Source organism: Citricoccus sp. GCM10030269 (genome assembly GCF_042665635.1).
In the GTDB taxonomy this organism is placed as follows: domain Bacteria; phylum Actinomycetota; class Actinomycetes; order Actinomycetales; family Micrococcaceae; genus Citricoccus.
In genome coordinates this window covers 625,779-640,866 of the sequence record NZ_JBHTCV010000005.1, presented here as the reverse complement: position 1 = coordinate 640,866, position 15,088 = coordinate 625,779, and the positions used below count along the sequence as shown (strand labels likewise).

At 67.5% G+C, this 15,088-nt stretch carries 10 protein-coding genes; 7 read left to right on the top strand and 3 right to left on the bottom strand.

The features are described from left to right. The 4 genes from ACFQQD_RS10090 to ACFQQD_RS10075 all read left to right on the top strand — a co-directional run bounded on the left by ACFQQD_RS10090 (window position 1) and on the right by ACFQQD_RS10075 (window position 5,631). Complete coding sequence (locus ACFQQD_RS10090) at window positions 1-1,278, top strand: glycosyltransferase (protein WP_378088865.1); 1,278 nt, start codon at window positions 1-3, stop codon at window positions 1,276-1,278. A gap of 146 nt (window positions 1,279-1,424) precedes the next feature. Then, entirely contained in the window at window positions 1,425-3,245 is a 1,821-nt protein-coding gene (locus ACFQQD_RS10085; RefSeq protein ID WP_378088863.1) for a glycosyltransferase family 4 protein, read from the top strand. A gap of 3 nt (window positions 3,246-3,248) precedes the next feature. After that, the gene (locus ACFQQD_RS10080) at window positions 3,249-4,445 is read left to right on the top strand and encodes a glycosyltransferase (protein ID WP_378088860.1); all 1,197 of its coding nucleotides are present in this window, start codon (window positions 3,249-3,251) and stop codon (window positions 4,443-4,445) included. Beyond that, complete coding sequence (locus ACFQQD_RS10075; protein ID WP_378088858.1) at window positions 4,432-5,631, top strand: polysaccharide pyruvyl transferase family protein; 1,200 nt, start codon at window positions 4,432-4,434, stop codon at window positions 5,629-5,631. Before ACFQQD_RS10080 ends, ACFQQD_RS10075 begins: the two co-directional genes overlap by 14 nt. 5 nt (window positions 5,632-5,636) lie before the next feature. On the opposite strand, the gene wecB is transcribed toward ACFQQD_RS10075, so the two are convergent. Further along, the gene (gene wecB / locus ACFQQD_RS10070) at window positions 5,637-6,800 is read right to left on the bottom strand and encodes a non-hydrolyzing UDP-N-acetylglucosamine 2-epimerase (RefSeq protein WP_378088856.1); all 1,164 of its coding nucleotides are present in this window, start codon (window positions 6,798-6,800) and stop codon (window positions 5,637-5,639) included. Between the two features lie 158 nt (window positions 6,801-6,958). On the opposite strand from wecB, the gene ACFQQD_RS10065 reads away from it, so the two are divergent. Continuing rightward, window positions 6,959-7,861 carry an ABC transporter permease gene (locus ACFQQD_RS10065; RefSeq protein WP_378088854.1) on the top strand — a complete coding sequence of 301 codons (903 nt, stop codon included), beginning with the start codon at window positions 6,959-6,961 and terminating at the stop codon, window positions 7,859-7,861. Further along, entirely contained in the window at window positions 7,858-8,850 is a 993-nt protein-coding gene (locus tag ACFQQD_RS10060) for an ABC transporter ATP-binding protein (RefSeq protein ID WP_378088852.1), read from the top strand. Before ACFQQD_RS10065 ends, ACFQQD_RS10060 begins: the two co-directional genes overlap by 4 nt. On the opposite strand, the gene ACFQQD_RS10055 is transcribed toward ACFQQD_RS10060, so the two are convergent. Then, window positions 8,831-9,868 (bottom strand): hypothetical protein, encoded by a 1,038-nt coding sequence (locus ACFQQD_RS10055; protein WP_378088850.1) that lies wholly within the window; start codon window positions 9,866-9,868, stop codon window positions 8,831-8,833. The genes ACFQQD_RS10060 and ACFQQD_RS10055 overlap by 20 nt on opposite strands. Window positions 9,869-10,050: 182 nt before the next feature. Here ACFQQD_RS10055 and ACFQQD_RS10050 point away from each other — a divergent pair, with 182 nt between their 5' ends. After that, a complete protein-coding gene (locus ACFQQD_RS10050; RefSeq protein WP_378088848.1) occupies window positions 10,051-13,821 on the top strand; it encodes an AAA family ATPase in 3,771 nt (1,256 codons plus the stop codon). On the opposite strand, the gene ACFQQD_RS10045 is transcribed toward ACFQQD_RS10050, so the two are convergent. After that, window positions 13,778-15,088, bottom strand: coding sequence for an MFS transporter (locus tag ACFQQD_RS10045; RefSeq protein WP_378090092.1), 1,311 nt, complete (start codon window positions 15,086-15,088; stop codon window positions 13,778-13,780). The two genes, ACFQQD_RS10050 and ACFQQD_RS10045, sit on opposite strands and share 44 nt — an antisense overlap.

The window sequence follows — 15,088 nt, the reverse complement described above, 5'->3', positions numbered from 1 at the left end:
GTGCAACTTCAACTGCAGGGCTTCCGCAAGGAGCCCGGTTCCCCGGTCCATGAGGCGCTCGCCGCCCTGCGCAACGCCACAGTCCGCGCCTCAGATCAGCACGAGTCAGCCCGGCACGAGTCAGATCAGCACGGCCCAACCGGGCGGCTGCCGTGGCTGGTCGCCTACACACCGGTCGCCCGGATGAACCCGTATCAGGCGCTGACCTACCGCCACTTCGGTGATGAGCAGATGGCCGTCTCCCCGGTCCTCGACCCGGAGTCCTTCGAGGCCCTGATCCCGCTGATGGATCAGCCCTCAGGGAAACAGGGCATCGTCCTTCACCTGCACTGGCTGAACACGGTGCTGCGAGGCGCCACCAGCCAGGCCCAGGCCGAGGACCTGATGGCGCGCTACCTGCAGCGACTGAAGAGGTTCAAGGACGCCGGCGGGTACATCGCCTGGACCGTGCACAACCTCGCCCCGCACGACGCGGTCTACCTCAACGCCGAACGGGCGCTGCAGCAATCCGTGGCCGACCTGGCCGACGTCGTCCATGTGATGAGCGCCGACACGCCGCAGCTCGTGGCGGATTTCCTGCAGCTGGACCCGGAGCGGACCGTCGTGTCGCCGCACCCGAGCTATCTGGGCGCCTATCCCGACGTCGTACCGAGGGACCAGGCCCGCAGCATGCTGGGGCTCGCGGAGGACGAGGTCGTTTACGTCGTCTTCGGGGCCATCAAGGCGTACAAGGGGATTGAGGGCCTCCTGGCCGGCTTTGATCGGCTCCGTGCCACCTCGACCGTTCCGCGGCGGCTCATCATCGCCGGCGGGCCTGACCGGGACCGCCGGACCCGGCGACTGCTCAAGAAGCTGCGGATGCATCCCCACGTGCTGCTGCACGACGTCAAAGTCCCCAATGACCAGGTGCAGTACCTGTTGCGCGCGGCCGACCTCATGGTGCTCTCACATCAGGTCGCACTCAACTCGGGGGCGGCGATGCTGGGACCGACCTTCGACCTTCCTCTGGTCGCCAACCGGGTGGGGGTGCTGCCGGGTCTCCTCGAGGACTCGTTCACCGAGTTCCTCCCCGGCGCCGAACCGGAGGCGGTCGCCGCCGGCCTGGAGCGCTCCGATCGCCTGTTGACCCCCGACGCGCGGCAGGCCGCCGGAGCGTTCGCCCGCCGGCATCATCCCGAACTGGTCAGTGCAGATCTGGCCCGCCAGATGCGCGCCCGGCTCGAGGGTTCAGCAAGGCCCCGTCACGACCTCACCGTCGCCGGGCCCGCGGATCAGTAGAATCCTCTCGAGCCGACCATCCAGACCGGGAGCCCACCATTCAGCACCACATCATCACCGACGAGGACTCTTGGTCGGCGGACGAGGAGAACGGTCTGCTGCGCGAGCAGTTGCGCCGGACCCACGCGGAACTGACCGAGGTCACCGTGGAACGCAACGCCCTGACCGCCGCCTGGAAGCACCCGCTGGGAATGGAGAGTCTGCGGCCGCGGCGTGAACTGAAGCGCCGGGCCAAGAAGCTCAAGAAGCAGTTGGGGCGTTTTCGCCGCCGCTACCGGGACGGAGAGCTGTCGACCCTGAGAGCAGGGCGGGAGATCGTCCGCATCGGCTACTACAACACCCTGAAGGAACCCCTCGACTGGGTCACCGAACTTCGAAACGCTCGTCGGCTGGCCCCGGCAGCACCTCCTCTGGCCGGCGACCGTGCGCTCAAGCCCGAGCGCCCCGCGGAGTACGGGACGGGCCTGCTGTGGCAAGACGTTCTGGCCGAGGACCGCAGCGGTGAACGCGGATTCGAGATGGCATCGCGCAGACTCGCCATTCGGGCCGGACAGATCAGCGAGCAACTGGATGCGACGGCGCGACTCGCCGGACAGGATCCCGCCTTCCGCCGGGACCTGGCCAACGTGAACGGCCGGGCCAAGGAGCTCTCGGGCTGGGTTCCTCGCATACCCGGGCCGGTGGATCCCGTGGTGCCGGTCGCCGACAACCTCGTGCTGCACCTGTTGAAGGAATCCCGCCCGTACTTCTCCAACGGCTTCACCTCGCGCAGTCACGAGAACCTCAAAGCTGAGAAGCTGGCTGGGCTCGAGCCGGTCGTGCTGACGGAACCGGGCTTCCCGCGCAACGTGGTCGGCGACGATTTCTCCGCCGTCGAGGAATTCGAGGGAATCACTCACTATCGGCTGGATGCCGGCATCGACTACCAGTCGGTGCCCAGTGATCGCTGGCTCGAGGACTTCGCCTGGCTGGCTTACCGCGAGGTCAGACGTATTCGTCCGGCCGTCATCCATGTCTCCTCGGGCCGGCGTGGATTCGAGACGGCCTTGGTCGCGCTCGCCCTCAAGGAGAAGACCGGGATCCCCGTGGTGTATGAGGTCAGGTCATTCTTCGAGGCCAACTGGACCTCCGAGACGGAAGTCGAGGAGTCCTCCGAGATCTACCGCCGACGCATCGCGGTGGAGAATCTGTGCATGCAGGAGGCCGACCACGTGTTGACCCTGGGAGAGGCCATGCGCGACGAGCTGGCCTCTCGTGGCATCCCGGCCGAGAAGATCAGCCTGGTGCCGAACGGCGTCAATCTGGAGAACTTCACCCAGGCAGAGCGGGACCCGGAGCTGGCCGCTCAGCACGGGATCACCATGCCCACTTTCGGCTATGTCTCGAATATGGACCACTATCGCGAGGGCCAGGAACTGCTCGTGCGGGCCACGGCCCTGTTGATGTCTCGCGGTGTCCAGGCCCAATGCGTCCTCGTCGGCGGCGGAGACCGCGTCAGCGCCCTTCAGGAGCTCGCCGCACAGTTGAACGTCACCGACCGTGTCATCTTCACCGGCCCCGTCCGCCACGAGAAGGTCCCGGACTACTACCGACTGATCGACCTCTTCGTGGTGCCTCGCGTACGCGAGCGCGCCGCCACCTATGTGACTCCGCTCAAGCCGTTCGAGGCCATGGTCCTGGAACGCCCCGTCGTGGTCTCGAATCTGCCCGCGCTCGCCGAGATCGTGGACGCTCCGCACCGCGGAGCGCTGTTCGAGCCCGAAGATCACGTGTCGCTGGCCGACGTCGTGCAGGGTCTGCTCGAGGACCCGGCCGAACGGCAGCGATTGGGTGAAGCCGGCCGGAGGTGGGTGGAGGCCGAACGGCAGTGGAAGCACAACGGGCCTCGGTACCAGAACGTGTTCGAGGCGGTGATCGCCCGGGCGCGCGGTATCGACCCGGCGGCCGGAACAACCGAAGGAGCGTAAAACGTGGAGCTGCAGTTCACAGGGCTGGTGCCCGAAGAGGGTTCGCCGGTGCACGAGGCGGTCTCGGCGGCGCGGTACTACACCGTGCGGGACAACGCGGAGCCCTGGCTCTACGCCTACGGTCCCGTCGCGCGGATGAACCCCTTTCAGGCGCTGTGCTATTCCGCCTTCGGCGAGCACGGGCTGGCGGTCACTCCGGTCACGGATCCGTGGTCCTTCCGTGCGCTCATGTCGCTGCAAGGGCAGACCCGTGGAGTCGTCTATCACCTGCACTGGCTGGCCTTCATCACGCAGGGGGCGGCCACGGCGGCAGAGGCGAGGGCGAACATCGACCGCTTCCTCGCCGAGATCGACCGTTTCCGGCAGGCCGGTGGCAAGCTCGTCTGGACCGTGCACAATGTGATCAACCACGATGCGGCCTTCCTGGACGAGGAGCTCCGGCTGCAACAAGCGATCGCTGACGCCGCGGACCTGATCCACGTCATGAGCGAGGACACCCCGGAACTCGTCCAGGACTTCCTGCGGCTGCCGCGAGAGCGGGTCATCTGCGTTCCGCATCCGTCCTATCTCGGTTCGTACGAGGACTATCTGCCGCGGGACCACGCTCGGATCATGCTGGGCCTGGAGCCGGATGAGATCGTGTACGCGGTCGTGGGAGCCATCAAGGCCTACAAGGGGATCGAGCGCTTGGTGGAGGCGTTCAACCTGGCACTGGAGCGCTCCGATCGCCCACGACGGCTGATCATCGCCGGCGGTGCGGACTCAGATCGCTCGACGCGGGAACTGATCCGGCAGTTGCGGATGCACCCCTACGTCCTGGTGCAGGATCGCCGCGTGCCGGGGGATCACGTTCAGCGACTGCTGCGTGCGGCCGACGTCATGGTGCTGCCACACGAACGGGCCCTGAACTCCGGCGGTGCGCTCTTGGGGCCGTCCTTCGGGCTGCCGCTGGTGGCCGGACGGGTGGGCGTGCTGCCCGGCCTGTTGTCTGAGGAGTTCACGGAGTTCGCGAACGGCACCTCGGCCGGGGAATGGGCCGATGCTCTCGAGCGTGCCGACCGGCTGACGGCTCCTGCTGCGCGGGATGCGGCTGCCGCCTTCGCCGAACGCCACCACACCCGCGTGATCTCTCCGCAGCTGGCGGCCGCCGTCCGGGACGGTCTGAACCTGGAGGAAGAGCGGCCCGATGCGTCGTCATGACCTCGTCGCGGCCTATCGGGACCGACCGAAAGTCGGTCTGGTCGGCTTCTTCGGTTGGGGCAACTACGGGGACGAGCTGTTCGTGCAGCTGTGGCGGCGGGCCCTCTCACGGTATTTCGACGTCTCGGTGGTCCATGATCTCCTCGTTCCGCCCTACCTGAGTGAAGAGCCGGCGACGGTGGCCGACCGCTACGAGGCCTTCGTCATCGGCGGCGGAGATCTGGTACTCACGGACCGGGTCTCCGAGCTGTACTGGCGGCCGGAGTGGCTCGAGAAACCGGTCTACATCTGCGGCGTCGGCGTTCCGCTGCACGACCGTCTGCAGCGGCCACCCGTCATCGAGACCATGGCCCGTTTCTTCAGTCACCCCAACGTGCAGTACATCAGTGCACGAGATGAGGAATCCGCCGCGTGGATCCGCAGTCATCTGCGGCCACGGGTTCCCGTGCTGGTGCATCCCGACCTCGTGTTCGGCCTGCAGCTGCCGGCGCCGGACCCGTCGCTGATGGGCACGGCAGGACAGCCGACGCTGGGGATCAGCGTGCGTCAGGGCAAGTTCGGCCAGGACAACGACTACACGGGACTGGCCAGCCTGGTCCGGGCGGCGCGCGAGCGTGGCTACGCCATCAGCGCGGTGGAGCTGGGCAACGGGCGCCAGCGGCATCGCGACGCCCCGGCCCTGAACCAGTTGCCCTTCACCCTCGACTCGGTGGTCTCGGGCCGAACACCCGACGAGATCTCCGCGGCGATCGGATCGCTGACGGCCTTCGCCTCCATGAAATTCCACGGGCTGCTGGTGGCCCTGCGCTACGGCGTGCCGGCCCTCGCGCTGACGGCCAACACCAAGAACTCCCATGTGCTGACGGACATCGGGCGTCCGGACCTGATCGCGGACCTGGACGGGGGGCAGGACCTGGCCCCGCGCCTCCGATCACTGGAGCAGCCGCTGGATCCCACCGTGATCCGGCGCCTCAGTGCGGACGCCGCGGATGCCGTGGACGCCCTCGTGAGGCAACTGCGCGTGCAACTGAACCCTGGATCCTTCCGGCCCCGCTCCTTCGCTGACACCGGTGCGGCCTGGGACTCCGTGGTGCGAGAAGCCCTCCCGACGGCGGTGGACCTGGCCCGCCGCCGAACACGACTGGCCCGGATGGACCGGGAGAGCGAACGCGCCCAGCGGCACTGAACCGGTCAGGCGACGAATTCGTCGATGCGCTCGCCGACACCCAGCAACTGCGCGATCGCGGCCGCGGTCCGTGCAGAGGCGCGACCGTCACCGTAGGGATTCACGGCGTGGGCCATGGCGTTGTAGGCCGTCGTGTCCTTCAGCAGCGTGGAGGTCTCCGTGACGATGCGTTCCTCATCGGTGCCGATGAGCTTCACTGTGCCGGCAGTCACGGCCTCCGGCCGTTCGGTGTTCTCGCGCATCACCAGCACTGGCTTGCCGAGGGACGGCGCCTCCTCCTGGACGCCACCGGAATCGGTCAGCACGACGTCGGCCACGTCCATGAGATGCGTGAACTCGCCGTAAGCCAGCGGCTCGGTCACCAGGACGTTGTTCAAGCCCTCCAGCGCGGGCAGCACGGCCTCGCGCACCACGGGGTTCCGGTGAGCCGGCAGAACGATCGTCAACTGCGGGAACTCGGTCGCCAGTCGCGCCAGTGCCCGGCCCACTCCTCGCATGGCGTCGCCCTGGTTCTCGCGGCGATGGGTGGTGACCAGCAGCACCTGCTCGGCCGCATCGGCGGCGGTCCGGTCGGCGAGCTCCTGCAGCTGTGGGTCGGTGAAGGGCACGCGCTTCTCCACCGTGGTGAGCAAGGCGTCGATCACCGTGTTGCCGGTGACGACGATGTCCGCGGGGTTGACGGCCTCGGCGACCAGGTTGGCCTTCGAGGTGGCCGTGGGCGCCAGATGCAAGGAGGTGATCTGGGAGGTGATCTTGCGGTTGGCCTCCTCCGGGAAGGGGGAGAACAGGTTCCCGGAGCGCAGTCCCGCCTCGGCGTGGATCACGGGGATACCGAGGTAGAACGCGGCGATGGCGCCGGCCGTGGAGGTGGTGGTGTCTCCCTGGACGACGACGGCGTCGGGCCGCTCCTGCTGCAGGAGGCTGTCCAGACCGGCCAGGGTGCGCTCCATGATGCCGTTGAGCGTTTGATTCGGGCGCATGATGTTCAGATCGGCGTCTGGAACGATGTCGAAAAGCTCGTTGACCTGGTCCAGCATCTCGCGGTGCTGTCCGGTCACCGTGGTGAAACACTCGAAGCGGTCGTCGTCTTTCAGCGCCCGAACGATGGGGGCCATCTTGATGGCCTCCGGCCGGGTGCCATAGATCGGCATGATCTTCTGGAGCGTCATCGAAAGCATCCTTGCAGGGTCGGGCGTACTCCGGGGGGAGTACTTCGGGGCGTCACCACCGATGCTACCGTCGCTCCGCTCTATACTGTTCGGCAGTGACGACCGCTCCGTGTCCTGGTGGCGGTGTTCCGTGGAGACGAACTGGAGACCACTTGTCAATGAGCACCGATCGGGCAGACGCGCGAACGACGGTCGCGGAAGGACCCGAACGGGTGCAGGTGCAGATGTCCGGGCTGCAGCGCGTCGGTGCCCGGCTGGCACTGCACCACTACCTGGCCAGGCTGTGGCGGTTCCGCGACTTCATTTACTTCGAGGCCCGCGCTTCCGTGGGCACCCGGAACAAGAACAATCTGCTGGGCAACATCTGGCTCGTCCTGACGCCCTTGCTCAACGGGTTGACCTATTTCCTCGTCTTCGGCGTGCTGCTCCAGACCAGTCGCGGCGTGGAGAACTATCTGGGTTTCCTTGTCATCGGCGTGTTCATGTTCCAGTTCACCTCACGCTGCGTCTCGCAGGGCGCCAACAGTCTGGTCTCCAATCGCTCGGTGGTGAAGGCGTTCGACTTTCCTCGAGCAGTCATGCCGATCTCCACGGTCCTCAAGGAGCTGCTGGCCTTCATCCCCGCCTTGGTCATGATGATCATCCTGATCCTGGTGCTGCCGGAGGCCGAACAGGTCACCTGGTTATGGCTCCTGGTGATTCCCATCCTTCTGCTGCAGGTGCTCATGGGCCTCGGCATCAGTCTGATCCTGGCCCGCTGGGTCTCCCGCGTGCGAGACATCTCCCAACTGATCACCTTCGGAAATCGGCTCTGGTTGTACGGTTCCGGAGTCTTCTACTCGGTGGAGCGGTTCGTGAGCGACCCGGACATCCTGGCGATTCTGGAGCTCAATCCGATGCACCAGGTGTTGGAGATGACGCGGAATTCCGTGCTCTATGCCACCGCTCCCGGGTGGGAGAATTGGCTCATCCTGGGAGGATGGGCCGTCGGCCTCACCCTGATCGGCACCCTGGTGTTCTGGAAAGCCGACGAGAAGTACGGCAAGGAGGAGACCCGATGACCTCGGTCCCGAAGAAGCCTTTTGAACTGTCCGACGACGACGAGGACGATGACGACATCGTCGATCCGGACCAAGAGACCGGTGCCGCGGGCCCGTCCGGACAGGATGCCGAGCAGGCTCGGCCCGGACCGGCACGGATGAACGTGGACCGGACGCGCGCACCCGCGTTGGTGCTGGACGACATCTCGATGACCTTCAAGGTCTCCTCGACCAAGAATGAGCTGCAGAGCAAGCTGCCCTGGCACAAGCGCATCGTCTACGGTGCCGTGCGGCGCGAGCCCAGGGTCTCCGTGTACGCCCTGGAACGTTTCTCCCTCGTGGTGGGAACGGGGGAGTCCCTCGGTGTCGTCGGCCGCAACGGCTCGGGCAAGACGACTCTCAGCCGCATCATCGCCGGAAAACTGACTCCCACGACCGGACAGGTATGGGCGCGCAGTACTCCCGAGATGCTCGGCGTGTCCCCAGCCCTGGTCCCGAGCATCTCCGGGCGGCAGAACATCGTGCTCGGGTGTCTGGCCATGGGCATGCCCCGCTCCGAGGTCAAGGAGCGTCTGCCCGAGATCGAAGAGGCCGCCGGGCTGGGAGACGCCATCCACCTGCCCATGGAGACCTACTCGTCCGGTATGGGCGGGCGTTTGCGCTTTGCCATCGCCACGAGCCGGAACCCTGACATCCTCGTGCTCGATGAGGCCCTCAACACCGGTGACGCCCAATTCCGCGATCGGTCCAAGGCCCGGATGGAGAAGCTGCGTGAACAGGCCGGCGCCGTGGTGCTGGTCAGCCACAACGCCAAGCAGATCACCAGCTCGTGCACTCGAGTGCTGTGGCTGGATGCCGGCCGGGTCATCGCCGACGGTGACACGGAAGAGACGATGTACAACTATCGAAAGTACAACTGGCTGCTGGCCAAGCAGCGGTTGGCTGAGGCCGAAGACCTCATCAGGGGACTCCGGCGCCAACACCGGCCGGTCACGATCGAGAAGATCTGAAGCGCCGCAACCGGTTCCGCCAGGACTGACCGCGGCGCAGCCGGAGACGCTCACTCCAGGTGCGGGCGGGGCGCTGGCCGGGGGATGCGGCTCGCCCGGCTTCGCGAGCCTCGAGTGTCAGCCGTCGGTTCCGGTGCACCGAGACACTGATGGTGGCCTGTTCCATCAGGAGCTCGTCCACATCGGAGAACGGCTGCAGCCTCAGGGCTCGGACGGCATGCTCGAACGACTTCGGCCCCGCCAAGGTGCCCAGCACACGATGCAGAAACTCCTTCGGCGGGGTCTTGTGCCCCGTGCCCCAATGGCCCATCCGCGTCCAGATCCGTGCCCCGGGCTCCGCCCGGTGCAGATAGGGGATCATATGGCCGGCGAAATACCGGTGGTCGCCGGAGTTCTGCAAGTAGACCACGGTGTTGCCCGGTGAACCGGCGCGGACCGGCACCAGGTCCGGAATGGCGCTGACCGGGACGTCACCGAACTGCCGGGACGGGTCGATCTGCAGGTGGGTCGGCGGAGCGAACAGGTGGGTGCGCGGATTGATCGCCACGGTGATCGAATCCGGGTACATCGACCCGTAGTACAGGGCGGGAAAGCCGCCGGCCGAGGCGCCGACGAACAGCAGGCGACGGCCCCGGCTGACCGCGTCGATGTATCGGGTCATGTCGTGATGCAGCCAATACCGGTCGTCGCCGAGGGTCCATCCCGTGCGGATCTTGGCGGAGCGGGCGATCGTCGGATCCGAGATGGCCAGCAAGGACAGCCCGAGGGTCTTGGCGGCGTCCGCGCCCTGAAAGAACGGCCACGTGATCTCCGGGGTGACCGCCGAGGGGAAGAAGACCAGCAACGTGTCGGCGTCACCGTTCTCATCGAGCAGCAGGTCCACGGTGGACTCACCGGCCGCGATCGTGTGGACGCCGGGCTCCACCACGTCCTGAGCCTCGAAGGCCTCGAGGGAGGAGTGTTGATGGTTCGGCCGCGGAGCGTACCGCTTCAGACTCCGCTCACGGGTCGTCGCCATGTTGTCCTGACCTCCACTCGACGCCGGACCGGCTCCACAAGACCTCGGAATGAGGACTGCACGGCGGTCCGACGCCTGAGGTTACCAAGTCAACGGCGCAGACAGGGATAATGGAGGTCGAACCGCATGTACAACACAGTGCCCAGACACCGCCCAGCGGTCGCCTGGACCGGAACAGGACCATGTACCTCAAGACCCTGACCGTCCGTGGCTTCAAGTCCTTTGCCTCGGCCACGACGTTCCACTTCGAGCCGGGCGTGACCGCGGTGGTGGGGCCGAACGGCTCGGGCAAGTCCAACGTCGTCGACGCGCTCGCGTGGGTGATGGGGGAGCAGGGCGCCAAGAACCTGCGCGGCGGCAAGATGGAGGACGTCATCTTCGCCGGCACCTCCGGACGCGCGCCGCTAGGCCGTGCCCAGGTCTCACTCACCATCGATAACTCGGACGGCGCTCTGCCGATCGAGTACTCCGAGGTCACGATCTCCCGCACCCTGTTCCGCAGTGGCGGCTCCGAGTATGCGATCAACGGCACGTCTTGCCGTCTCCTGGACATTCAGGAACTGCTCTCCGACTCCGGGCTCGGCCGCGAGATGCACGTCATCGTCGGTCAGGGGCAGCTCGACCGGATTCTGCAGGCGAGCCCGGAGGAGCGCCGCGGTTTCATCGAGGAAGCCTCCGGTGTGCTCAAGCATCGTCGTCGCAAGGAGCGCAGCGTCCGCAAGCTCGAGTCCATGCGCTCGAATCTCGACCGCGTCCGGGACCTCTCCGAGGAGGTCCGGCGTCAGCTGGGACCGCTGTCCAAGCAGGCCAAGACCGCGCGCAAAGCCCAGCGCATCCAGTATGACGTCCGTGACGCCCGGTCCCGGCTCCTGGCCGATGAGCTCTTCCGGCAACAAGCCGAGGTCGAGCGTCTTGGGGCGGGCGACCAGGCCTTGGAGACGGCACTGGCCAGCGCCGAGGAACAAGCGGCCCGTGCCGAGGAGGCGGCCGGTGGCATCGCCGCTCAGGCCGCGACCGCTGCCGAGGCCTCCGCCGCGGCGCGTGATCACTGGTACCAGCTCTCCACGCTGGCCGAACGGTACCGTTCGCTGGCGGCCGTGGCCGTGGAGCGGGAGCGCGCCCGCCGCCAACCCGTCCCGCCGCCGTCGGGCCCCGATCCGGAGGCGGCCCGGCGGCAGGCCGAGCGCGCGGCCGACGAGGCGAGGGAAGCGGAAGAGGCCGTCACCACGGCTCAAGAGGCTCTGACCGACGCCAGCGCAGAGCGTCAGCGGGCCGAACTCGCCGCCAGGGAAGCCTCCGAGACCTACACCCGCCAATTGCAGGCGGCAGCAGACCGGCGCCAGGCCGCCGCCGTCGCCGCCGGACGGGTGGAAGCGGCCAAGGCGACCGAACAGTCCCTGAGCGCCCAACTGCAGCAGGCGGAGACCGGTCTGGCCGAGAGCGAGGCCGCCGCCGAGTCCCTGCGCGCCGAACTCGCCGATCAGCAGAATCGATTGGCCGGGTCGCTTGATTCGGAAGAGGAACTGGACAGCGCCTATGAATCGACGGCCCAGCGCGCCGAGGAGCTCCGCGACCGCCTGCGCCAGCTCGAGGAGGCGCTGGCCACGGCTGAATCCGCTCAGGGGGCGGCCGTGGCCCGGCGAGACGCGCTCGCTGAGGCGCTCGAGCCCGAGGCCGGGGCCGCCATTACCGTGCTGGGTGACCTGGACCCGGCCACCCTCGCCGAAACGCTCCACGTGGAGTCGGGCTGGGAGGCGGCCATCGCGGCCGCGCTGGGTGGTCCCGCGGAGCAACTCGTGCTCGAGAGTCAGATCCCGGCCGTGCAGGCGGCGGGCCGACTCGCCGACGCCGGTGCCGCGGACGCGCGGCTGCTGTATCCCTGGTCCGGAGCCGACCCAGCAGCCGACCCCACGGCCGACTCCACAACCGACACCACTACCGACGGCGGTGAGTTGCCGGAGGGCGCGATCGATGCGCTCGCGGTGCTCGAGCTTCCGGTGCCGTCCGGCCTGTCCCGCACGGTGCACTCCCTGTTGGCCGGCACTGTGTTGGTGGAGAACCTGGAGACGGCCACCGCCTTGATGGACAGTGGGGCCGTGCCGGCCGTCCACCGTGGAGCGCCACTGCGTCTGGCCACGCGGGACGGGCATGTGGTGGGAGCCGGTTGGACGGATGCGCGTGGCGCCGGGTCCGGCAGCCGGCTGGAGCGTCAAGCGGCCGCGGACGAGGCCGCTCGGGTGGCCACGGAGGCCACGTACGAGGTCGAACGGCTGCGGTTCCAGCACACCAGTCTTCGCCGGGAAGTGGAAGAGGCCAGCGCCGAAGAGACCACCGCCCTCGACGCGCTGAACGACTCTGACGCCAGATTCACCGCGGTCACCGAGGAATTGGCCCGGTTGAATCAGCAGCTCGCTCATGCCGACGACGGCGTCGAGCGCCAACGCGGTGAGCTCGCCGCCTTGCGAGACCGGCTCGCGGAGGCGACGGCCGCCGTCGGGAAGGCTGAGGACCAAGCCCGGCAGGCCGAGCTCGCGACGGCGCCCGCTGAGCCGGCCGAGACTGAGGCTGATGCGGCTGAGCCCGGTGCATCCGATCACGCTGCCTCCAACACCGGTGCCGCCGAGCCCGATCCGGGCGAGCGTGACGCTGCGGAGCAACGCGCCGGCGAGGCCCGCCACCGGGAGACCGAGGCGCGGCTGGCACTGCGCGCGGCGGAGAACACCCAGGCGCAGCTAGCCTCGCGCGCCGAGCAAGCGCGGCGACAGGCCTCCGCCTCCACGGTGGCCCATCAGGAGCGTGAGCGCGCCGAGCAGAAACGCACGGCCTGGTTGGGCAGGATTGCCGCGGTATCTCAGGGGCTGAACCAAGCGCTGGAACGGGTGGAGGGCGCTGTCGCCCGGGCAGAACGGGATCGCACGGAACTGGACCGGCGCGGAGAAGAGCTCACGGCCGAGCGCGAGAGACTCCAGCAGACCGCTGACCAGCATCGCGCGGCGGCGGCGAAAGCCAAGGATCAGTTGCACGCCGCCCGCATGACCCGGCAGGAACAGCAACTGCGGTTGGACCAACTGCGGGACAAGTCACTCGAGGACCTCGGCATGACGCCGGACTATCTTCTGGAGCACTACGGTCCGGACGTCCCCGTACCCGTGGGGCCGCCGGCCGATACCGACCCGTCTGAAGCACCCGCAGCCCAGGCGCAGACCACCTCAGAGAACGTGTCGGCATCCGAACCGGACACCGAGCCCGAGCAGGACCGGGAACAGCAGACGGAGCCCTTCGACCGTGCCGAACAGCAGAAGCGGTTGCGGCGGGCCGAACGCGAGCTCGCGGCTCTGGGGCGGGTCAATCCGCTGGCGCTGGAAGAGTACGCGGCTGTGGAGGAGCGTCATCGCTTCCTCACCGAGCAGCTCGAGGACCTCGATTCCAGCCGCCGAGACCTGTTGAACATCATCCGAGACGTGGACGAGACGGTGCTCCGGGTGTTCTCCGCCGCCTTCGAGGACACGGCGGCGCAGTTCCAACACGTCTTCGCCACCCTGTTCCCCGGGGGCGAGGGACGGCTGTGCCTGACGGATCCGGACAATCTGCTGGAATCCGGCATCGAGGTCGAGGCCAGACCCGCGGGCAAGAAGGTCAAGCGCTTGTCCTTGCTCTCCGGTGGCGAGCGATCCCTGGCAGCCGTGGCGATGCTGGTGGCCATCTTCAAGGCCCGGCCGAGTCCGTTCTACGTCATGGACGAGGTCGAGGCCGCGTTGGATGACACGAATCTCGGCCGGCTGCTGGAGATCTTCCGTGAGTTGCAGCAGGACAGCCAGTTGATCATCATCACGCACCAGAAGCGGACCATGGAGGTCGCGGACGCGCTCTACGGCGTCTCCATGCGCGGCGACGGCGTGACGACGGTGATCAGCCAGCGTCTGGACGCTGCGACGACCTCGTCGGACGCCTGAACCGGGGAAGAACACCGGTCCGAGCCGCGCCCCGATCCACCTGGAGATTCGTCTCCGGAGCGAAGGTCCAGGACACCGCGCCCAGGGCCAGGATCCCTCCGGTCAGCACGAAGGCCCAGCCGAATCCGGCCATGTCGACCACGGCGCCGGCCACCAGCGGACCGGAAATCGCGCCGAGGTCGGAGGACATCTGCGCCGTGGACATGACCGGCCCCGCCTTGCGGTCCTGACCGACGATGTCCGCCACTGCCGCCTGCTGGGGGGAGTTGAGCATTCCCGTCCCGGCGCCGGCGACGACGCACAGAGCCAGGAACAACCAGGGGTTGTCCATCCAGCCGATGAACGCGGTTCCCACGGCGGCCACCAGCAGGCCGATGACGATCAACGGCTTGCGCCCGTAGATGTCCGACAACCGGGAGAACAGCGTGACGGCGGTGATGTTGCCCAGCGCGAAGAGGGACAGTGCGGCACCGGCGATTTGTGGTCCGTCCAGCCAGAAACCGGCGCCCGTGAACGTCGTGGCCGCCAGCAGGGGCGTCAGCGAGTTGCGCACGCCGAAGGTCGCCCAGCCATTGGCGAAGAACGACGTCAGCGCAGCCCGGTAGGCAGGTCGCTCCCACGCTTCGGCCAGCTTCATCTCGGGCCGTTCGTCCGGTCGGCCACGGTCGGCCAGCCGAGAGGCGCGTAGCAGGAAGAACACCAGTCCGGCGGCGATCACCAGCGAGGTTCCATAGATCAAGAACGGGACCCGGTGGCCGAACACCACCAGGGCCGAGCCGACGACCGGACCGGCGATGTTGCCGATGAGGAAGGCAGAGGCATAGGCACCGGACACTCGACCGCGGATGGACGGTGGAGACTTGCGGGCGAGAAAGGCCATCGCCGAGACGGTGAACAGGGTCGAACCGATCCCTCCGAAGCCGCGGAACACGAGCAACTGCCAGTACTCCTGCGAGAAGGCGATCAGGAACATCGACGCCGCCACCACCAGCACCCCGGTCATATAGGCGGGCGTCTCGCCGAACTTGCTCGTCACCCGGCCGGAAACCGGAGCGAACACCAGGCGGGTCAGTCCGAAGGCGGAGACCACGGCGGAGACCGCTGTGGCGGAGACATTGAAGGACTGGGCGTACTGGGGGAGGACCGGAGCGATGATGCCGAAGCCGATGGCGATGACGAAGGCGGCGGCAATGAGAACCTTGATCTCCCGGGGGATCGGGGGGCGGTTGGCCTGCCGGCCGGTCTTCACTCGGGACACAGGGGACAT

Bases quoted from the DNA above. Each gene is read 5' to 3' on its own strand.
- ACFQQD_RS10045 (WP_378090092.1), bottom strand. From the start codon at position 15,088: ATGTCCCCTGTGTCCCGAGTGAAGACCGGCCGGCAGGCCAACCGCCCC.
- ACFQQD_RS10075 (WP_378088858.1), top strand. From the start codon at position 4,432: ATGCGTCGTCATGACCTCGTCGCGGCCTATCGGGACCGACCGAAAGTC.
- ACFQQD_RS10050 (WP_378088848.1), top strand. From the start codon at position 10,051: ATGTACCTCAAGACCCTGACCGTCCGTGGCTTCAAGTCCTTTGCCTCG.
- ACFQQD_RS10065 (WP_378088854.1), top strand. From the start codon at position 6,959: ATGAGCACCGATCGGGCAGACGCGCGAACGACGGTCGCGGAAGGACCC.
- ACFQQD_RS10060 (WP_378088852.1), top strand. From the start codon at position 7,858: ATGACCTCGGTCCCGAAGAAGCCTTTTGAACTGTCCGACGACGACGAG.
- wecB (WP_378088856.1), bottom strand. From the start codon at position 6,800: ATGACGCTCCAGAAGATCATGCCGATCTATGGCACCCGGCCGGAGGCC.
- ACFQQD_RS10055 (WP_378088850.1), bottom strand. From the start codon at position 9,868: ATGGCGACGACCCGTGAGCGGAGTCTGAAGCGGTACGCTCCGCGGCCG.